Here is a 21,240-nt window from a genome sequence, read left to right on the forward strand (position 1 = left end):
GGAAAACGGTAGCTCCAAAATTTTTAATTACCTAATCAACTTAACCTTTGTGTTCAGCAGCTGCAGCTTCTGCAGGCGCTTCTTCAGCATGGCTTCCTCCTACGATTGTACCCAATACACCTTCGTTGCTGATCTCTGCTGTGTTTCTAACCTTAGCCAGATAGTTTACGTTAGGCATAGTGTGTGTTTCTTCCAGTGAATGGTACAAACGTGAGTTGTATTGTTTACGAACCTGGCTCACTAAGCTTTGAGAATCGTTGGCATTACCAAATACGATGGCGTCTGCAGAACAAGCCTGTTGACAAGCTGTTTTCACATCATCGTTTGATAACGGACGATTTTGTTTTTTAGCTTCCAGTTTACCAGCCTGGGTTCTTTGAACACAGAATGAACATTTTTCCATTACACCACGGCTACGTACTGTAACATCCGGGTTCAGTACCATGCGCGTAAGGTCATCGTTCATCATCAGAATTACATCGTCCAGGTTACCTTCGTCAACCAACGGTTGCTGGTTGTTAGGGAAGCTGTCTGCGCCAGTGTAATCGGCCCAGTTGAAACGACGTACTTTATAAGGACAGTTGTTAGCGCAATAACGGGTTCCGATACAACGGTTATAAGCCATCATATTGATGCCTTCCTGGCTGTGGTGTGTTGCGGCAACCGGACAAACGTTTTCGCAAGGCGCGTTGTCGCAATGTTGACACAGCATTGGCTGGAACACGGTTTGAATGCTTTCTGCATCGTTAGGGTTACCACTGAAGTAACGGTCGATACGCAACCAGTGCATATCATGGTAACGCGCTACCTCGTGTTTACCTACGATAGGAACGTTGTTCTCGATGTGACAGGCAACCACACAGGCGCCGCAACCAAAACAACTGTTCAGATCGATACTCATACCCCATTTGATACCAGGTTTGTTTTCACCAGGATAGTCGGGATAAATGGTACCTTCTTTCGCGAAGCCTTCAATGCCACCGTAATGCTCCAGTTCTTTCGCTCTTTCGTGGAGGATTACATTTGGCTCTTTCTTATATTCTTCAAAAGTTACTTCACGAATAACACCTTCACGGCCTTCGTAGCTGTTGTGTGTTTGTCCCTGAGCAATTTTGTAAAGCTTATCAGTTTTTTCCATTTCAGCCTGGCCATTCCACTCAATGGTAGAACCATTGAAGCTTAAGAATGGATAAGCATTTTTACCTAATGTACCACCATCGGCAGCGCCAACTGAACGGCCAACACCTTTGCTGCGGCCATAACCTACAGCTATAGCGATGGTGTTTTCCTGTGTACCAGGTATTACTATGATTGGAAGTTCAACTTCTTTACCGCGAACTTTTACTTTAATAACAGGCTTTTCGGTATTAACCTCGTATTTATCAGCAGATCCTCTGTCGTTCAGATCGATGCCGAATTTTTTAGCCACAACGGGAGAAATAACAGCGTAGTTATCCCAGCTTACGCGGGTGATAGGATCTGGCAACTCGAGCAACCAGGGGTTGTTCGCCTGTTTACCGCTACCTACACCTACTTTCTGGTAAACCACTACTTCAAATTCACCACCTTTCTTCATGGCATTGGCAGCAGCTATTGCCTGGGCCACAGGAGCGGCGTTGAATGTAGCAGCTTCAACCATTGCCTGTGTTTCAATTACACCATCCTGCAATGCTTTATCAAATGTTCCTACACTGCCCAATTTGGCAATCCAGTAATTTTTGAGGTATACATCCCAGGCTGTAGCGTTACCAGACCATTTCAGTAATGATTCTTCGAAAGGTCTTGTATTGAAGAGCGGGTTGATAGTTGGTTGTATCAGGCTTATGATACCTGCTTTAGGTTCTGCATCACCCCAGCTTTCGAGGAAGTGAGGAGCTGGTACAACGTATTTACACAATTCAGTTGTTTCGTCTTTTCTGTCGTTGAAAGAAACAGACAGTTTAACTGATTTCAAACCTTTATTGAAACGCTCTGCGTCGAAATATTCGTAAGATGGGTTGGCGCCGTAGATCAGCAGGGCTCCTACGCGGCCAGCTTCCATATCCTGAACCAGGGAAACCATTTCGCTGTCAATACCCTGGTGCATCAGGATGGGGTTACCCCAGCTGATGGTAGAACCATAAGCACCGATGGCTTCGTTGATAGCGTTTACAATGATCTGTACCTGTGTATTATTGCTACCGCTAACAACCAGGCCTTTGCCTTTATTGGCAACCAGTTCTTTAGCAGCTTTTTCAATACCTTCTTTCAGTTTACCGGTTACACCTGTAGCACCCTGGCCATTTACAGCGCTTAACAAAGCAGCTGCAACGATACCAGCTTCAGATGGACGGTGTACAAAACGCTCGTCGGCAGATGCACCGGTAGTGCTCATCATGCTTTCGAACTGGAAGTGTTTGCTCATTTCCACATTCTTCTCATGCACCTTACGGTTTTTGCTGTAGCCATGTTGAAACTCAACAGGGCTTAACCAGGTACACAGGAAGTCGGCACCAAGGCTCACGATGGTTTGAGCATTGCCGAAATTGTAGGTAGGAATAGCACGTTTTCCGAAGGTAGCTTCGTTTGCCAGCAAAATGCCGGTGTAAGAAATGGCATCGTACTGAACGTGCTTGCTGTTGGGATATTTAGCTAAGAATTCTGCAATAACCTGTTTGGCAGAAGGTGAAGTGATGGTAGAAGTTAATAATACCAGCTGACCACCGCCTAAACCAGCTAATGCACCTTTGATATCGCGATCAACTACATCGATAGCGGTAGCAGAGTTATTAGCATAAGGCCCTTTTAAACGGGCTGTATCATATAAATCGAGAACCGATGCCTGCATACGGGCAGAAGAACCGCCCTTTGTGAATGTAGACAGGGTATTACCTTCCAGTTTAATGGGGCGTCCGTCACGTACTTTGGCAACAACCGGAATTGCTTCACCGCCACTTACATAAGTAGTAGCATAGTAATCAGCAACACCAGGCACCATATCCTGTGGTTTGTTCACATACGGGATCGCCTTTCTAACTTTAGTTTCGCAACTGGCCGCAACGATTGCCGCTGCTGTACTAAAACCAAGATATTTCAAAAAGTCTCTACGAGAGGCAGGACTGACATCCAATCCTTTTTTATCTGCACTTTCAAACGGTAAGTCTTCTTTGAATTCGTTTGAAATCGACTTTTCATAGGCCTCACTGTTGTTGAGCTCTCCGAAACTCTGCCAGTACTTTTTATTAGCCATTTATCTATTGATTTGAGAATTTGAGAAATTGAGCACCTGCTGTTGGCAGGCGGATTTAGGATTCATTTTACACTTAGCCAATCGGTGTACGCTATATTAATAGTGACACTTTTGGCACTCTAAACCACCGATATCTGCTACAGTTATACTGTCTCTTACTGCTGCAACTGTTATAGTATCTCCAAATTCATTCACTTTCTTGTGAGTCTTCAGATCATCATGGAATTTCTCGTAGATACTATAGAACTTGTTGCCTTCTTCACCGCTTTTGCCACCAAAGTTAACTTTAGTTGTACGGTGACAGTTGATACACCAACCCATGCTTAAGTCAGCAAATTGTTTAACCTCATCCATTTTGGTGATTTCACCATGGCAGGTTTGACATTGTACTTTACCGGCATTCACGTGTTGAGCGTGGCTGAAGAATACGTGGTCGGGCAGGTTGTGGATTTTAGTCCAGGCAATTTCATGACCGGCGTTTTCTTTATACGCTTTTTTAGCAGGATCCCAACCGGCAGCTGCATAGATCTTTTTGATCTCATCTGTACCGTTTACCTCTGTACCGTCTTCACGGAACAGTTTACCTGCAGTACCACTGTATTCGCTGATGGTCATGTGACAGTTCATACAAATATTCACTGAAGGAATATTGGCATGTTTGCCTTCCATGGCACCACCATGACAGTACAAACAGTTGATCTGGTTTACACCAGCGTGTACTTTATGGGAGTAGAAGATAGGTTGCTCTGGCTGGTAGTTCTGGCTGCGGCCTAAACCGATCGCGCCTTTCACTATATAAAAACCGCCTATTACAAACAACACCAGTACTAATATAGTGATGTAAGATTTGTTGCGATAGAATGGGATGGGCTCGTAAGAAGGAAGACCATCTTTATCATCGGACAGTTTTTTAAGATTACTGTTCACCTGCAGCATGATCAGGGCCACTACCGCAAGGATCAGGGTCAACACTCCATATAAAATGGAATTGTCTTTTTCGTCGATAACCTGTGCACCACCGGCACCAGGTGTGCCTTGTGGACCGGATGTTGGAGGACCGGCTTTAAAAGTTTTTTCTACGTAGTCGATAACGGCATCGATCTCTTTCTCAGACAATGCATCAAAAGAAGTCATTACTACGCCGCCAAACTTCTGCTTCAACCCTGCTGTATACGGGTCTGAAGCCATGAACTTAGACGGATTGTGAACCCACTCATACAATTTTTTATGGTCGGTCCAGGGGCCACGTGATGTTACACCTCCTAATGCAGGGCCAGTCAGATCTTTGAAAACAGAGTGACATGAGGCGCAATTATTTTGGAAAATCGCCTTTCCGTCCTGAGCTGATAACTTGTTTCCGACCGACAATAATAAAAAGAACAATGCACTGAAGAGGATTCGCTTAACTGTTGCTCTATGATCAATCATATTGCTGGATATGATGAAATTATGTGGAAAAATTTCCCGAATTGGGTGCAAAAATAAGTCAGGAAATTAACAAAATCACAACCTGTTTAAAATTTTTTTAATGTAGGCTGGGCGTGGGTTTCAGCCGATTTTACCCCCATCGCTAAAATGGTTCAGTCAGAAATGTCATGCTTTTGTCAAGTTGACAACTAAAGTTTCGCATCTCGTAAACTGATGATAAAATTGACTTTTCTTCACCCCAAATATTTCCTGCACTTTTGCGTTCGTTTCATCCATTGAAACAAAAATGACGCGTCAATGCCACCCAGCTTTTTTCAAACTGTGTGTCTTTGCCATTACCGGCAATTTTGCAACGCATGAAACTGATCGGTAACAGATCGAAGGATAGTGTTAACTTCTTAACCAAACCAAGAACTAATAACGTAGATAATTAATAATATGCAGACTATTAACGTCGCCATCTTTGCATCGGGGGCAGGATCGAATGCTCAAAAGCTGATCGATTATTTCCAGAAGCATTCCCAAATTAAAATAGCATTAATCGTTTGCAACAAACCAGGCGCTGGCGTATTAACTATTGCCCAAAATGAAAAGATCCCTTCTTTGTTAATAGAAAAAGAACAATTCTTCAGAGGCAATGCCTACGTCGAGGAACTTAAACAACATAATGTTGATTTTATTGTATTAGCAGGATTTTTATGGAAAGTCCCTGTTCAATTAGTTAAGGCCTTTCCTCAACACATAATTAATATACATCCGGCCCTGTTGCCAAATTATGGCGGCAAAGGCATGTATGGCCGTTTTGTGCATGAAGCAGTAATTGCTGCCAAAGAAACCGAAAGCGGTATCAGCATCCATTATGTCGATGAATTATATGACCATGGTCAATTGATCTTCCAGGCCCGTTGTACCATTGAAGCCGGCGATACCGCCGATTCGCTGGCACAGAAAATTCATGCACTGGAACACGAGCATTACCCCGTTATCGTAGAAAAAGTGATTGAAGACCTGCAAAATCGTGTTAAATAAATCTACAGAGCAGATTTTTATCGTTTTCTTGCATAATATCACAATCTTAAACCCCCCGAAACTTGACTTTAAAGCGGTACATATTATTAATCTTACTGGTTTCCGGTTCTCTCGCTGGCTTTAGCCAGCTGCAGGTGCAGGTTAAAGGTAAAGTATTCGACATGACCCAACAGGTGCCCCTGGTGGGAGTAAGTGTGATAAGTACCGGTGGTTCAGGGACCCAAACCGACTCGCTGGGCCGGTATACTATATATGTTAAGGAATCCGACTCGATCTGGTTCTCTTACTTAAACAAAGGCACTCCCAAATACCCCGTGGTTGCCATTCCCAACCAGCAGAATTTCGAAATTTCCCTGCACGTAAATGTTACCGAGCTGAGGCCCATTATGGTAAAACAACGCAATTACCACCTTGACTCACTCGCCAACCGGGAAGAATATGCCAAGGTTTTCAACTACAAAAAGCCCGGGCTTGGCATCGTTCACCCCAATACCCAAAACGCCGCTGTGGGTGTTGACCTCGACCAGCTCGTTGATGTATTCAACTTCAAAAAGAACCGGCGGATGGCCAACTTCCGCGACCGGCTGGTAGCAGAGGAAAAAGATAAATATATTGACCACCGCTTCAGCCGGGCACTCGTTATCCGGCTTACCCAGCTCAAAGGCGCCGAGCTGGACACTTTTATGGTCCGCTACAGACCCGATCTGGTACTGGTTGAAACAGCCACCGACTACGAATTGCAATCGTACATTAAACAATGCTATGATAGATTCATGAAGTGGAAACAGATAATGGGTGAATTGCGCAAGGAAGATAATTGACAGGTAGATTGGTTGTTACGTTATAGTAAGGGCCGTTACAGGTTACAAGTTTCAGGTTACAAGTTACCGGTCGCCAGTTGCCGGTTACCAGTCGCCGAATTTGCCTTGCTTCACACTTTATTCATTCCATCAACTTCCAATGTTAACTAACTACCTTTCCTCACATCTTTATTCAACATTTCCTGCTTTTTAACTCCCTGAAACCTGCAACCTGAAACCTGCAACTGGTAACTATTTACTAACTTCCGTCACTAAACATGATCGAAAGTGATGAGACAGATTGTTAGTACAATTGCCCTATTGTTCCTCGCTACCATTTCCTTTTCCCAAAACGCCCATCCGGTACTTACAATGGCGGCTACACCCGAAGCCGGCGGTTTTTCGACAAAACGATTAACCCGCATCGATACCGTACTGAAAGAATATGTCGACAAAGGCCGGATGAACGGCGCTGTCGCCATGGTCGTTCATGATGGCAAAATTGTATATTATAAAAACTTTGGTTATAACGACCTCGACACCAAAGCTCCCCTTCAAAAAGATGCCATCTTTCGCATCGCCTCCCAAACAAAAGCCATTACCAGCGTAGCCGTAATGATGTTGTATGAAGAAGGCAAATTCATGCTCGATGATCCTATCTCCATTTTCATTCCCGAGTTTAAGAACCCAAAAGTGTTGGATAAGTACAACAAGGCAGATACAACCTATACCACGGTTCCAGCTAAAAGAGAGATCACTATCCGCGATCTGCTAACGCATACCAGTGGATTGGGTTATGCACAGATAGGTACTACAGAAGCCAAAAACATCTATTATAAAGCCGGAGTAGTAGGCGGTATTGGCATACCCGAGTTTAAACTGGCCGATAAAATGAAAATACTCGGCGGCCTGCCCCTGTTTCATCAACCCGGTGAAAAATGGACGTATGGATTAAACGACGATGTATTGGGTTACCTGGTTGAGTTAGTATCGGGCATGAACCTGAAAGACTTCTTTCAGAAACGCATCTTCGACCCACTGGGTATGAAGGATACCTATTTCTACCTGCCTGAAAATAAAAAAAACAGACTGGCCATGATGTACACCGAAGACACCAATACCAAACTGCCGGTGAAAATGCCAGAGAAATTAAGCCTGTATGGAGAAATGTACCGCGATTATCCCAACATGAATGGTACCTACTATTCAGGCGGTGCCGGCCTTTCTTCAACGGTATATGATTATGCCATCTTTTTGCAAATGTTGTTGAATGGCGGTGAATACAATGGCAAACGCCTGCTGAGCCATAACAGTGTGCGCATGATGACGATGAATCAGATCGGTGACCTCAGCCGCGGGCCTAATAAATTCGGTCTTGGCTTTGGTATTACCACCGAAAGAGGCAGCGCCGTATTACCTACGCAGGAAGGCACCTTTGAATGGGGCGGGATGTTCAACACCACCTATTGGGTTGATCCAAAAGAAAAACTGATCGCCTTGGTATATCGTAATATCTGGCCCACCAGCTGGGGCAACCTGGGTAACCTGTACAAAGTAATGGTATACCAGGCCATGAATTACTAAGCATCAGGCACTTTCATTTACCTTAACAAACCTTACAACCATGAAAATCCGTAACACCCTGTTAGCAGGCTGTTTGTTATTTATGACAACCAGCTTTGCCCAGGAGTCCCCTTCGTTTATCAAAGACAGTTTGGAAACCTATGTGCAACATGCCCTGAAAAACTGGCAAATACCCGGCCTGGCCGTTTGTGTTGTAAAAGACGGGAAAGTGGTAGTGATGAAAGGATTCGGCGTTAAAGAAATGGGCGCTGCAGATAAGGTAGATGAAAACACCCTGTTCATGATCGGCTCCAACACAAAAGCCTTTACTGCTACCGCGCTGGCCATGCTGGCAACCGATAAAAAATTATCGTTGGATGATCACGTTATAAAATGGTTACCCGATTTTAAACTATACGATCCATGGGTTACCAAAGAAGCAAGTATTCGCGACCTGCTTTCGCACCGGCTGGGTTTCGCCACCTTTCAGGGCGACTTTATGTTTTGGGATTCAGATCTAACCGCAGCAGAAGTACGGGAAAAACTCGGTCGCATAAAACCATTGTACAGTTATCGTAGCCGTTGGGGTTATTCCAACGCTTCGTTTTTAACAGCCGGTGACATTATACCAAAAGTTACCGGTCATTCGTGGGCTGCGTTTCTTAAAGACAGCCTGTTCACTCCATTGGGCATGAACAATACGCTGGCCCTGGCAAAGGATATACATACCGCTGCCAATAAAGCAACCGGTCATACGGTGCAACAGGGCGTGCTGAAAAAAACATATTACGGCAGGCTGGACAATCTGGCGCCGGCTACCAGCATTTCTTCCAGCATAAATGATATGAGCCATTGGGTAATGGCTTTATTGAATGATGGAAAATACAACAACACACAGGTTATACCCACAGAAGCCAGAACACAAACCTGGTCATCCAATTCAATAATCAGTAATGTAAGCGCCCGGTTCAACAAAGCGCATTTTTTAACTTATGGACTAGGCTGGTTTTTACATGATCATAATAGCAGAAAGATCGTCTGGCATACCGGAGGCGCTAACGGCTTTGTAAGCAGTGTAACGCTGGTACCGGAGGAAAACCTGGGTATAATCGTGTTAACAAATACCGACTCCAACAACTTTTATGAGAACTTAAGAGACGAGATCCTGGATGCTTACCTGGGTTTGCCTTATCATAATTATAGCCAGGAAGGGATAACTGCATCTGAAAAAGGGGAACAGGAAGATAAGCAATGGTTACAGGAAAAACGGGATACCATTGCCATGAAACCAGCCACTACCCTGCCTGTTCCTGCTTATGCCGGTAATTATCAGGATAGTGTATATGGTAAAATGACCATTGCATTGGAAAACGGAAAACTCATTGCACGTTTTGAACATCATAAGGGTCGTTTTGCCACCCTGGAAGCATTGGGCGGCAACCGCTTTCTGGCCACCTTTAGTGAACCGGAGTATGGGATAAAAGAATGGCCATTTACTACTTCCAATGGCAAAGTGAAGTCGGTAACCATGTCGGCCGATTATGTGGAATATACTACCTACGAATTTTATAAAAAGTAACTGTAATATTTAACCGGTTTTAGGTTTTAATTAACCTGCGGGGCAGGACCAATAAGGGCAAGAATGAGTTTCTTACAGTAAACTAATTCTTATCATGAAACCATTATACTTATTGGCTCCTGCCTTCTTTTTAATCCAGGCCTTACGCGCCCAAACTACCGCTGAAAAGCTGGAAGAATACATGGACGCCGCTTACAAGGCCAAACTCTTCAACGGCGTTATACTGGCAACACGTCACGATAGCATTTTACTTGCAAAGGGATACGGCTGGCGTGATTATGACCATCATATACTCCACGACACCAATTCGCTTTTCCGCATTGGTTCCCTTACCAAATCATTTACCGCAGTAGTGATTTTGTATTTGCAGGAACAGGGTAAATTAAAACTGACCGATAATCTTAGTAAATACTTTCCGGAATATACAAACGGGTATAAGATCCTTATAAAAAACCTGCTAAACCATACATCCGGCATTACAGAATACAGCAACCAGGACCATTTCTTTGAATCCATCGCCTTCAGACCATACACCCAAAAAAACTTCTGGAATTACATAAAAGAGCGGCCATTGGAGTTTTCGCCTGGCAGCGATTTCAATTACAGCAATTCCAATTATTTTGTACTTGGTTACCTAATTGAAAAAGTAACCGGCAAGCCCTATGAACAAAACGTACGCGACATCATCTTCAACAAAGCCGGCATGATGCATTCAGGATTTGATTGGAAAAATCTGCAAAGCCTCTATAAAACAATTGGCTACGATGTATTGAATGACAGTGTACATATCCCGGGCCGGATAGCAGATTCCAGCGCTGCTTATGCCGCCGGTGGCATTTATACAACAGCAGGCGATCTGTTCCGGTATCATAAGGCATTAATGGAAAATCGTATTATCAGTCAACAATCGCAGGAAGAGGCTTATACGGCTTACCAGGGAGGTTATGGCTATGGCTGGTATGTAAGAGACTGGCCACAAGGGAAAAACCTGGGCCATACTGGTGGTATCATGGGTTTTAGTTCCCTGATGTCTCGTGGCTTGAAAGACAACAGCTGCATTATTGTACTCAGTAACGATTATGGTAGCAATAAAAATCCTGATGCTGAACTGAATGCTATTGCCGTGCCTCTTTTACAGATCTATGAAGGGTCCAGCACCGTCTATTATATTCCCAGGGTAGCTGTTAGATCGAACCCCGCTGCATTACCCCAATACACCGGCACCTATAAAATGGACAGTACCGCCGGTTTTGTTATTGATGTTACCGTTAAAGACAATCAACTGCAGGCCGTCTTTAATAACGGACAACCTTATAAATTCTTTGAAGAAAAGAAAGATTTCTTCTTTACGAAGCAGTCCAACTGCCAGCTGGAGTTTGAACGTGATGGTAATGGAAAGATAACAGACGTGCTGATGTATTTCAATAAACGTAAGGTGCCCCATTTGAAGATCAAATAGATTGTAACGCCCCGATCAATTTTCAAACACGATTAGTAAATTGCAATATGGATCAACTTAACCTCGGCATCGGCACGCGTTTACAACACCGGCAACATGGCCCCGGTGTAATTGTAGGTATCAGGTACGCAACCTACCTGATCTCGTTCATACATCATGGCATTAAAGAGATCGATAAAAACGACAGCAGCCTGGAAGAGATCATTCCGGAAAATGTTACGGAAGAAATAGAAACAAACAGTGAAGTAGAAGCATCGCTGCTGAAGGTCTTACGCCTGTGGGGCGGTTTTCAGGAAATTGTTCCCCTTGGCGACCGTTGGAAAAACGGCCTCATGATTCTACAACCGGCCGATAAAACGCAGAAAGGCAAAGAAGTGCCCATCGATGTCTTCTTTCATAAAATAGTGATGCTGCGCGATCGCCTGCGCGTGCTGGAACAACAGATCAATGCACATAAAGTATTAAGTGATGAAGACAAAGTGAACCTGCAACAATACATTACCCGCATCTATGGTTCATTAACCACCTTCAACGTATTGTTCAGAAATAAAGAACAATGGTTTATAGGGGAAAAAGGCGCAACAACTGATTAAAAAGTCAGACCTGTAAGGTTCGCCATTGAGTGCTGAACGACCAGTGGGTTTATGCGATCCTGACAGGTCGGGTTTATTGTAAGAAGCACCAGACCTGTCAGGTCCAATTAAGCCTAATACTTATTCTGGCTCAAATGATGGACCTTACAGGTCGTTATCCCTATGGAAAGTACTTTTTCAGGGCATTGGCTACTCCATCGTCATCGTTAGAAGTAGTAACATCGAAAGCAATTTCTTTTATTGATTCCTCCGCATTTCCCATTGCAATTCCGTACCCCACCGTTTGGATCATTTCTTTATCTCCTTCGCTATCGCCAATGGCCATCATATCCTGCAGCGGGATATTAAAATGGGCGGACATAAACTTTACTGAAACCGCTTTTGAGCAGGAGGTATCAAAGATCTCCAGGGTGGTATCCCTTGTTTTGAAAACATTCACGTCGCCATGAGCGCGTAATTTTTCATCGATCACGCTGATCTTTTCAGGCGTATCGCGCAGCATGATCTTATGGATATTTCCCGGGGTAAAATCTTTTATATCCATTCTGTCGGGCTGCACCTTTGTTCCCAGGATCTCTCTTTGCGTCCAGTAATTATCACCATTCACATACCAGTTGTTATAAGAATAAAGTCCTACATATTCTATATTGGCATCCGTCACATCTTTTATAATTCTGGAACTGATGTCCGGAGTAATGTGAGATTCTCTAAGGATTTTATTATTATCCAAAATAAGCGCCCCGGTATAGGCTATAACAAGCTCATTCAATTTCAGCTGACTGCCCACCGTATTGATCCCTTTGGGCATGCGGGCTGAAATATAGTACATGGGTGTTTTGTAAACACGTTGAACTCGTTGTATTTCAGTAGTTACATTTTTGGATACAGCTTTTTGGGTGGTGATCAGGGTGCCATCAATATCAAAGAAAATAGCCTGGATGTTCTGTTTCAATCTGTCCCTTTTTTGGCAAAAATAAGCTTAAGCACCAATAGAACAAATGCTGGCACATGTTTTTAACTGATGTACCAAACACCAGATTATGGATAAATTAGAAATTAAAGGCAACTGGAATAAGTGGAAAGGTAAGATCAAACAAGCCTTTGGTGACCTAACAGACGATGATATCAAATATGAAGAAGGGAAAGATGATGAATGGATAGGCCGTATGCAGGAAAAAACGGGTAAAACCCGCGATGACCTGGTAAAATGGCTCAAATCATTAGGCTAACACTTATTTCAACAAATAAAAAAAGAAGGGGCATCACATCAGCTCCTTCTTTTTTATACAAAACCAACCATGAAGTAAGTAAATTAGTTATCAATACCCTGGCCTGTTTTGGGTGTCCTTCAATTTGCTGCTTGAATCTTTTGTACGGCTGCTGTCCTGGTTACTACCGGTAACCGGCGGTTGCGGATAAGAGTTGGAAGGGTCAACATGATTCACCGCATTCATTGAATCGCTTATATTGTTAGTTGAATCAGATCCCGCTGTGCCTTTATTTTCACCACCATTTCCGCAATACATGCATCCATAGATGGCAATACCGGTCAGCAGCTGGTATAAGATATTATTCTTTTTCATAAGAATATCTTTTCCTCTACCTGCTGAAATAATCATTCCAGCCTGTTGTCTGGTTGTGGAAATTTGGCAACATCACTGCTGTTGCCCGCATAAAAACGCAGCCCAAAATGTAAAAATGGTTTGGTAATTTAGAGACCATGAGAAAATTATTGATTGCCTGTATGCTGCTTGCAGGCACTACCTGCCTTGGCCAAAACGCCTGTGATATACTCATTAAAAATGGCCGCATCATTGATGGGGCCGGCAACTCGTGGTTTTATGGGGATGTAGCGGTAAAGAATGGCAAAATAATAGCAATAGGAAAACTCGCCGATTATGCCGCTCCTAAAATCATCGATGCCAACAAAATGATCATTGCTCCCGGTTTTATTGATGTACACGGGCATGTGGAAGGCGCCATTTTTCAATGGCCTACTGCCGATAATTATATTTATGATGGTGTTACTACGGTTATTACCGGCAACTGTGGCGGTTCTTCTTCCAACCTGCAAAACTTTTTTCATCGCATAGACAGCCTGCATCCTTCCATCAACATTGCTTCATTAGTAGGGCACAATACCATTCGCGATCAGGTTATGCACCACGATAACCGCCTGCCCACCTCTACTGAACAGCAACAAATGGAATCGCTGGTAGAAACAGCCATGAAGGATGGCGCTGTCGGCCTCAGCACCGGGCTTATTTATATTCCCGGCACATTTGCCAATACCGAGGAAGTGGTTGGGCTGGCAAAGATGGCATCGCGTTACAACGGTGTTTACGCCTCACACATCCGGAATGAAGAAAGCCAGGCAGTAGAAGCCATTACCGAAGCCATCAAAATAGGGAAAGCAGCTAATATCCCCGTGGAGATTTCGCACTTTAAAATAGGCGGAAAAGCCAATTGGGGCACCAGCAACGTCACGTTAGGATTGGTACAACAGGCCCGGCTGGAAGGCTGGGATGTAACCATAGATCAATATCCCTATACAGCCAGCAGTACCAACCTGGGTGTTCGCCTGCCGGACTGGGCATTTGCGGGTGGCAACGATTCCCTAAAAATACGGCTGCATGATCCCGTTGTAAGAACACAGATCAAAAAAGAAATGCTGCAGCAATTGCAGCAATACAAATTCAAAAATTACAGCTATTGTGTGGTGGCCAGTTATCCGGCCGACAGCAGCTATAACGGCAAAAGCATTACCGATATCAACAAGCTGATGGGCCGTAGATCAAAAGCCCCTCAGGAAGCCGAAACCATAATGGATATGGTGGAGAAAGGCGGTGCCCAGATGGTGTACCACAGCATGAATGAGGATGATGTAAAATACATCATGAAATATCCCTTTTGTATGAGTGGCGCCGATGCCGGTGTTCCGGTTCCGGGTAAAGGCATGCCGCATCCCCGGGGCTATGGCACCAATGCGCGGGTGCTGGGCAGGTATGTGCGCGAAGAAAAGGTGATCACCCTGGAAGAAGCCATCCGCCGAATGACCTCACTGGCAGCACAAAAGTTCCAGCTAAAAGACCGGGGGCTATTGAAAGAAGGCATGGCAGCCGATATCGTAATTTTTGATGATAAAACCGTGAGTGATCATGCCACGTTTGAACAACCACACCAATACTCAACCGGTTTTTATTATGTGTTGGTAAATGGTCAGCTGGTTGTTGAGAATGGGAAACATACCGGCGTACGAAGTGGAATTCCCTTATATGGGCCAGCGAAGGTTCAACCCAATTAAATTATTCCCATAAGTCAAAGAACTGCCGTATACGAATACAAAGATACCCTATACCCGCATTGGTAAACCCAAAATGGGACGGGCTTCGGAAACTGTTGGGACGGCTCAGGGCAAATGGTGGGACGAAGTGTAATTTCTCCCCGGAACTTTGAACAGCCTTTTTAATAACTTTATACTATGAAGCTCATCCTACTCCTCCTACTCCCACTTTCTTTGGCCGCCCAAACCAAAGAAGAAATAAACCGGTGGGAACTACAGGCAAAACAGGTTAATATTATCCGTGATAACTGGGGTATCCCTCATGTTTATGGGAAAACCGATGCCGATTGCGTTTTTGGATTACTGTATGCCCAGTGCGAAGATGATTTAAAAAGAGTGGAAGCTAACTACATCGATATCTTAGGCCGAAATGCAGAAGTGTATGGCGAAAAAAACCTGTATACTGATCTGTATACCCGGCTGCTGATAGATTCGGCCGGCGCCAAAAGCGACTATGCAAACAGTCCCGTGTGGTTAAAAAAACTGTTGAATGCTTTTGCAGATGGCATCAATTTTTATTTATACAAACATCCCGCAGTAAAGCCCGCCCTGCTCACCCGCTTTGAACCCTGGTTCCAATTAATGTGGACGGATGGCAGCATAGCAGCCATACAAAGCGGTGGGTTAACGGTTGATGAATTAAAGAGATTTTACACCAACGATCCCACCACCACGGTTCTAACCAAAAGAACAGAGGACGAAGAAGCAACCGGATCCAATGGGTTTGCGCTGGCACCATCGCGTACAGCTTCGGGCAATGCTATTTTGTATATCAATCCGCATGTAACATTTTATTTCAGACCCGAAGTACATGTGATCAGCGAAGAAGGGTTGAACGCTTATGGTGCAGTAACCTGGGGACAACTATTCGTTTACCAGGGTTTCAATGAGCATTGCGGGTGGATGCATACTTCCGGATATTCAGATGTATCTGATCTGTATACAGAAACGATCAGCAAAAAGGGAAAACAGTTGTTTTATCAATACGATAAAGCACAATTACCGGTAAAGCAACGCGCCATAACGCTGAGCTACAAAGACGGCAGTCAGATAAAAACAACTACCGTCAATACCTGGTACACGCAACATGGTCCCATTATGGGCAGCCGTGGCGGTAAATGGATCAGTGTAAAGGCCAACAACCGTTCCATGAGTTCCCTGATACAATCGTGGGTACGTACCAAAGCAAATGGGTTTGAAGCCTTCAAAAAGAACATGGAGTTGTTATCGAACTGCTCGAATAACACTGTATTTGCAGACGACAAAGGGAACATCGCCTACTGGCATGGCAATTTCATTCCGCGCCGCGATACTGCTTACGATTGGAACCAACCCGTTGATGGCACTACCAAAGCCACTGACTGGAAGGGCCTGCATACGTTGGATGAAACCATTCACCTGTATAACCCGGCCAGTGGATTTATCCAGAATTGTAATTCCACGCCGTTTACTGCTTCGGGTAGTAGCAGTCCGAAAAAAGAACAGTATCCGGCGTATATGTCAACCGAGCCGGAAAACTTCCGTGGCATCACTGCTGCACGCCTACTAGCCAGGGCACAAAAGTTCACTATTGATTCTATCATTGCCAACAGTTACAATACTACCCTTTCAGCATTTGAAGAACTGATCCCCGCACTCATTAATGGGTATGAAAAAGGCCTGTCAAAAAGCGATTCTGTATATACAAGGTTGGCCGAGCCCATCAGTATCTTAAAAAACTGGGACCTTAAAGCAGGCGTTTCCTCTGTTGCTACTACCCTGGCCATTGAGTGGATCCAAAGATTGTTACCGCTAATCAACCAGGTTCGGGTAAATAGCGCGGCGACTGACCTGGTAACCCGGGTGCACACCTATGCCCAAACCGCCTCAGCTGCTGAATTAACCAGTAACCTGCTTTCTGTCGTTAATGACCTGACCACCCGATACGGCGCCTGGAAAACGCCCTGGGGCGATATTAACCGCTATCAACGATTGACCGGCAACCTGCAGGAAACATACGACGACAACAAACCCAGCCTGCCTGTGGGAATGGCAGCCAGTACCTGGGGTTGTTTACCATCCTTCGTGAGCCGGTACCCCAATGGTTCTATAAAAAGATATGGCTACAATGGTAACAGTTTTATCTGTGCGGTTGAATTTGGTAAGAAAGTGAAAGCAAAATCATTGCTTGCCGGTGGTGAATGCGGTGACCCTAACTCCAAACACTTCGGTGATCAGGCCGAGATGTATACGAAGGGGATATTTAAGGAGGTGTTGTTTTATAAGGAAGATGTGTTGAAGCATGCGGAGCGGAGGTATAGGCCGGGGGAATAAAATCCGATGTAAGAAGCAGGAAGTAAGGGTAAGAAATTAAGAAGTTGATCAATCGTTTTTCGTTTTTACTTCACTATCCAAAAATCTCTGTCGCACTGGTTTCTTCAATCAATTGATCCAATTTAAATCCGGATTTATGCAGACTGTTATATCTTATTTCCTGTAAGAGAAAGTAATCTTCAATTGACACAAAGCCATTCATGTTAACATCAACAGGCATATCATCTAAGTATGAAATAAGGCCGTTTAGAATAAATGTCAAATAATATTTAAGGTTTCCCGTAATGGATTCAATATTCAGATGAATTGCAGCGTCATGCACTATTTCATTTCTAATTCGGTAACAGCGAGTCAGGTGCCACTCGAGATTACTTCTGTGTTTAGATATTAACCTTTCAATTTCACTTTTGTCTGTAATAAATTTTTTATAGGAATACGCCCGAAACGACAGTAAAGGATGAGAAATAGAATAGTTATGCAGTATATAATCAAAGGTAGACACCTCTGTCAGAAATTGAAGGCTAAAACCAAAATCAGGTATTGCCTTACTTAGCTTTAGTCTTCGAATATCCTGGCAATATTCTGTCAGATTTCTTTTTATATAAGCAATAGAATGGGCATGAATAAAGTATTCCTTCAGTCTGGTTATGGTATTGTCGTTAATGTCATAGTTTGAAAATATATATTCGAGGCCAATCCAGTAATTAATAAATTTTTGTTCTAATTCATCTGCATCCCTCCCTAATCGAAGATGCCTGAACGCAGAAATAATTTTTTGTAATGACTCCCGCTGAATTTCTCTTTTCTCCGATAGCCTTGTAATCTTTTCTTGCAGAAAATCATAGAGGTCCTGATTATTTTTATAGTATCCATCTGGAATATAGCTGACAGGTAGAACGTTGGCATATGGCCCTCTTTGCGATCCTATAACCAGGCACTTTTTGTAAAAATCAAATGGATTGTCTGGAAACCCTAAATGCAAAATGTCCATTGTTGAAAATAATTCCTTCTTGGCCTTTTCTATTACGGACAAGTAATCCCATCCTTTTAAATTTATTTTCAAATAATAAGAATCATCTTCCCCTTTTGCAAAAAACTCGGTTGATTTATTGTTGATTAGTACATACTTTTCCTTTTCCTCTTTTGCCAGTTCAAGTTTTGATTTTAAATCAATGTTTTTAGTTTTGCCTGCAATTTTATTTAATCGGAAAATCACAATAAAATCTTCCTGTTCCCCCCTACCAAGCAGTTTAAAATTATTAAATGCATCTTGAAAATGATTAGCCGTAGCATCACTAAACAAATGGGTAAGCTCGGCATATAAAAACCCCTTAGAAAATCCATAATTTATTAATTCCGTACCTAAGTAATCTACAAGCGTATTGAGTACAAAAAGCTCAGAAACATCAAATGGTGTAGAACCTATAGTGTTAATTCTATTGATCTCAGCTTCAATAAGCTCAAAAAGACGCTCCAAATAATTTTTATTGGCTTCTAAAACAAGATTAGTTGCATGGTATAAGTGCAAATAATTCTTATCCGAACATCCTCCTAATAATCCGTGGAAATAGGATTTATTCACTCTACCATATACCAGTGCAGTATCATTTTTTAATAGTTGTAATGTTTCAAGAATAACGGGTCTGATTGTTTTATCGAAGTGTTTAATCTTATTGGCATGCCAATCTCGTAATACATATTTAATTTCGTGCAAGATCCCTTTCGGATTATTTAGCCTGACCCTATGGGAGTCAAGCGTTTTATAATAAACCAGTTCTATAATTTTTTCTGCCAGGAACCTTTCGGCAGGTGTATATTGTGAATTAACTTTATAGTATGCAATCATTGAAAAATGTTATATTTGTACAAGACTAAAGGCACTTAAGATAAAGTAAAGGGAAGTAGAACAAATTGGGCAGAGGTTTATTCCCGCAGTTTGAAAGCGCTTCCCTATAATATTAGCCCGGCTTTGCCGGGCTTTTTTGTTGCATACCTAAAAACAACTTCTTTAATATTCCTGGTAAGATTATGGCATGCATGCTTATTATTTCCAACTCTATAGATCGATTGAATTGGGAAATGCATATTGTACCAGGTACACTTTTTTTAAAAAAGTGAAGGTATTCGCAAATGATGTTGGGAGGTGAAGGGGTGAGAAAGTCGACGATAGCTTCGGAGGTCATGGTGATTAATTTATGAGTTATAAATTAATCAGAGCTTTAACTTTTGCCTTTTATAATAAACTTCAATATGCTACCGGGGTTAAAATGCGCGTTCGGTTATTCAAAAAATTGATCATAAATATTAATTCGTTGCTTTCAATTCTTCAATTTTATCAATTTCAGTTTTTAACTCTTCTAATTCCAGCTTTTTTAAATGCTCCTGCAATAAACCCAATTGATCTGAGTCTTTGAACTTTATCTTTATATACAGTCTTTGCTCCACTATCTTCTCTTTTAAGAAATCATATTTCTCTTCAATGTTCTTCCTTTTCCTGTTTTCTATTAATTTATTCAAATACCCCTGACATAAACTCAAAAAAAATCTCACAAAGATTACCAATATCAATCCTAAAATAACCCCTCCAATGCCCTTTAAAAATGACAAAACAGTCTCTGCATTAACTGAGTACATGATAAAAAAAGGCAAGTTTTGTTTCATTTTATTTTCATCTGCGCAAAGTATGGATGATCAGGATGCACTATAAGCTCCTGCCTGGCTCCGAGTAAAGGCTCTGTATCATCAGCCAATACCATAGCTCTGCAAGTAGTTTGCCGGTTTTTAAACCGTACTACCTTCATCAAAATCCAATAAGCTTCGACGTGCCATTTCCAGATCACCTCCATTAATCAGTTCAATATCAGCATATACAAGCACCATGTATAATTTAAATTAAATTATTTTTTCCCTAGCATTTGTTTCACCAGCTCCACCTTCTCCCGCTCAGCCTGTAACAATCGTTCATACAATTTCTTGTTTTCTTCCATTGCCTCTACAAACTTATCCAAAGCATTGAAGTTACAATAGTTATTAGTTGAACCACCACCCTGGTTCACACTATTGTCGTGGAAAGAAAAGTTATTGGTAATGAAATTAATCACGGCCTCGGGGTCATAGTTTTTAATTGACTCAACAGGCACTTTTAAAGCATTTGCTACCTGATCTAAAGTTGCAGGTTCGATTTCTTCCTTAGCCTCCAGCAATGATATTTTCTTCTGATTCCAATCGTCACCCATCAATTCTGCTAATGTTTCTTGCTTCATTTTTCTTATTTCGCGTATACTTTTAATATTCTCACCCTGATGTGTTGAAATGGCCATACCGTTAGAGTTAGATTACAAATATAATTTTTTGAAGTTATGAAAACCCAGGTAAATTCTGCAGAATAAAATATTCCCCAAACCGGATAAAGTATGCGGCCACAGAATAATGTAGAAAGAAAGCGCTCCATTACTTTGCTAAATATTCAACCCATAACCGCAGATATTAATAAAGCTCTAATTAGTAGCACTGAACTGTAAACATCTTCTATCACCTAAAGAGCTTTATTAATTATGAGCAAATCAATATCACAACCTGTACCCCTTCTTGCAACCGAAGACGAAACATGGGAGGCCGCTGAATTTATAATGAAATCAATCTCCAATGGCAGTGTACGCGATTCTTTACATATTATCCGCCACAATGGATACTACTTAAAGAAAATCATAAGAAGCATAAAAATCAACGAACGCTTTCAGTCCAATGACGCGCACAGTCCCTGCCCTTGTACTATTGTGCCAGAAATATTATTGCGCGGCAAATGGTTACAGCGTACCGGCTTTCAGCCGGGCAACATGGTATGGGTACTTCCGTTCGCTGATCTGCTGATTGTTATTCCGCAGGAGGGTCTTAAAAAATAAGA

At 42.7% G+C, this 21,240-nt stretch carries 17 protein-coding genes; 10 read left to right on the plus strand and 7 right to left on the minus strand.

Annotation, left to right across the window (positions count from 1 at the left end):
• Positions 1–40 precede the first annotated feature (40 nt).
• Both BMX95_RS03020 and BMX95_RS03025 read right to left on the minus strand, forming a co-directional pair.
• A complete protein-coding gene (locus BMX95_RS03020; RefSeq protein WP_081198898.1) occupies positions 41–3,229 on the minus strand; it encodes a TAT-variant-translocated molybdopterin oxidoreductase in 3,189 nt (1,062 codons plus the stop codon).
• Positions 3,230–3,325: 96 nt separating this feature from the next.
• A complete protein-coding gene (locus tag BMX95_RS03025; RefSeq protein ID WP_081199868.1) occupies positions 3,326–4,657 on the minus strand; it encodes a c-type cytochrome in 1,332 nt (443 codons plus the stop codon).
• Between the two features lie 438 nt (positions 4,658–5,095).
• On the opposite strand from BMX95_RS03025, the gene purN reads away from it, so the two are divergent.
• From purN to BMX95_RS03055, 6 genes are all read left to right on the plus strand, one after another.
• Positions 5,096–5,686 (plus strand): phosphoribosylglycinamide formyltransferase, encoded by a 591-nt coding sequence (gene purN / locus BMX95_RS03030; RefSeq protein ID WP_081198897.1) that lies wholly within the window; start codon positions 5,096–5,098, stop codon positions 5,684–5,686.
• Between the two features lie 62 nt (positions 5,687–5,748).
• Positions 5,749–6,507 (plus strand): peptidase associated/transthyretin-like domain-containing protein, encoded by a 759-nt coding sequence (locus tag BMX95_RS03035; protein ID WP_081198896.1) that lies wholly within the window; start codon positions 5,749–5,751, stop codon positions 6,505–6,507.
• Positions 6,508–6,777: 270 nt separating this feature from the next.
• Positions 6,778–8,070 carry a serine hydrolase domain-containing protein gene (locus BMX95_RS03040; RefSeq protein ID WP_081198895.1) on the plus strand — a complete coding sequence of 431 codons (1,293 nt, stop codon included), beginning with the start codon at positions 6,778–6,780 and terminating at the stop codon, positions 8,068–8,070.
• Between the two features lie 40 nt (positions 8,071–8,110).
• Positions 8,111–9,628, plus strand: a complete 1,518-nt coding sequence (locus tag BMX95_RS03045) for a serine hydrolase (protein WP_081198894.1) — start codon at positions 8,111–8,113, stop codon at positions 9,626–9,628.
• Between the two features lie 94 nt (positions 9,629–9,722).
• Positions 9,723–11,087 carry a serine hydrolase gene (locus tag BMX95_RS03050; protein ID WP_081198893.1) on the plus strand — a complete coding sequence of 455 codons (1,365 nt, stop codon included), beginning with the start codon at positions 9,723–9,725 and terminating at the stop codon, positions 11,085–11,087.
• Positions 11,088–11,134: 47 nt separating this feature from the next.
• Entirely contained in the window at positions 11,135–11,680 is a 546-nt protein-coding gene (locus BMX95_RS03055; RefSeq protein WP_081198892.1) for a hypothetical protein, read from the plus strand.
• 160 nt (positions 11,681–11,840) lie between these two features.
• Here the strand turns inward: BMX95_RS03055 and BMX95_RS03060 are convergent, their stop codons facing one another.
• Positions 11,841–12,632 (minus strand): Cof-type HAD-IIB family hydrolase, encoded by a 792-nt coding sequence (locus BMX95_RS03060; protein ID WP_081198891.1) that lies wholly within the window; start codon positions 12,630–12,632, stop codon positions 11,841–11,843.
• A gap of 88 nt (positions 12,633–12,720) precedes the next feature.
• On the opposite strand from BMX95_RS03060, the gene BMX95_RS03065 reads away from it, so the two are divergent.
• The gene (locus BMX95_RS03065; RefSeq protein ID WP_081198890.1) at positions 12,721–12,909 is read left to right on the plus strand and encodes a CsbD family protein; all 189 of its coding nucleotides are present in this window, start codon (positions 12,721–12,723) and stop codon (positions 12,907–12,909) included.
• 90 nt (positions 12,910–12,999) lie between these two features.
• On the opposite strand, the gene BMX95_RS03070 is transcribed toward BMX95_RS03065, so the two are convergent.
• Positions 13,000–13,263 carry a hypothetical protein gene (locus tag BMX95_RS03070; protein ID WP_133053887.1) on the minus strand — a complete coding sequence of 88 codons (264 nt, stop codon included), beginning with the start codon at positions 13,261–13,263 and terminating at the stop codon, positions 13,000–13,002.
• A gap of 137 nt (positions 13,264–13,400) precedes the next feature.
• On the opposite strand from BMX95_RS03070, the gene BMX95_RS03075 reads away from it, so the two are divergent.
• Together BMX95_RS03075 and BMX95_RS03080 are read left to right on the plus strand one after the other, a co-directional pair.
• The gene (locus BMX95_RS03075) at positions 13,401–14,984 is read left to right on the plus strand and encodes an N-acyl-D-amino-acid deacylase family protein (protein WP_242673077.1); all 1,584 of its coding nucleotides are present in this window, start codon (positions 13,401–13,403) and stop codon (positions 14,982–14,984) included.
• A 177-nt stretch (positions 14,985–15,161) separates the two neighbouring features.
• Positions 15,162–17,336 (plus strand): penicillin acylase family protein, encoded by a 2,175-nt coding sequence (locus BMX95_RS03080; RefSeq protein WP_081198888.1) that lies wholly within the window; start codon positions 15,162–15,164, stop codon positions 17,334–17,336.
• 73 nt (positions 17,337–17,409) lie between these two features.
• Here BMX95_RS03080 and BMX95_RS03085 read toward each other — a convergent pair whose 3' ends face one another.
• From BMX95_RS03085 to BMX95_RS03100, 3 genes are all read right to left on the minus strand, one after another.
• The gene (locus tag BMX95_RS03085; protein WP_081198887.1) at positions 17,410–19,182 is read right to left on the minus strand and encodes a hypothetical protein; all 1,773 of its coding nucleotides are present in this window, start codon (positions 19,180–19,182) and stop codon (positions 17,410–17,412) included.
• 458 nt (positions 19,183–19,640) lie between these two features.
• The gene (locus BMX95_RS03090) at positions 19,641–19,970 is read right to left on the minus strand and encodes a hypothetical protein (RefSeq protein WP_165758871.1); all 330 of its coding nucleotides are present in this window, start codon (positions 19,968–19,970) and stop codon (positions 19,641–19,643) included.
• A 263-nt stretch (positions 19,971–20,233) separates the two neighbouring features.
• On the minus strand, positions 20,234–20,656 hold the full coding sequence (locus tag BMX95_RS03100) for a helix-turn-helix domain-containing protein (protein ID WP_081198884.1): 423 nt from the start codon (positions 20,654–20,656) through the stop codon (positions 20,234–20,236).
• 234 nt (positions 20,657–20,890) lie between these two features.
• Between BMX95_RS03100 and BMX95_RS03105 the strand changes: the two genes are divergently transcribed.
• The gene (locus tag BMX95_RS03105) at positions 20,891–21,238 is read left to right on the plus strand and encodes a SymE family type I addiction module toxin (protein ID WP_081198883.1); all 348 of its coding nucleotides are present in this window, start codon (positions 20,891–20,893) and stop codon (positions 21,236–21,238) included.
• The last annotated feature ends 2 nt before the right edge of the window (positions 21,239–21,240 follow it).

Origin of the sequence: Niastella yeongjuensis (genome assembly GCF_900110245.1) — a bacterium.
GTDB lineage: Bacteria > Bacteroidota > Bacteroidia > Chitinophagales > Chitinophagaceae > Niastella > Niastella yeongjuensis.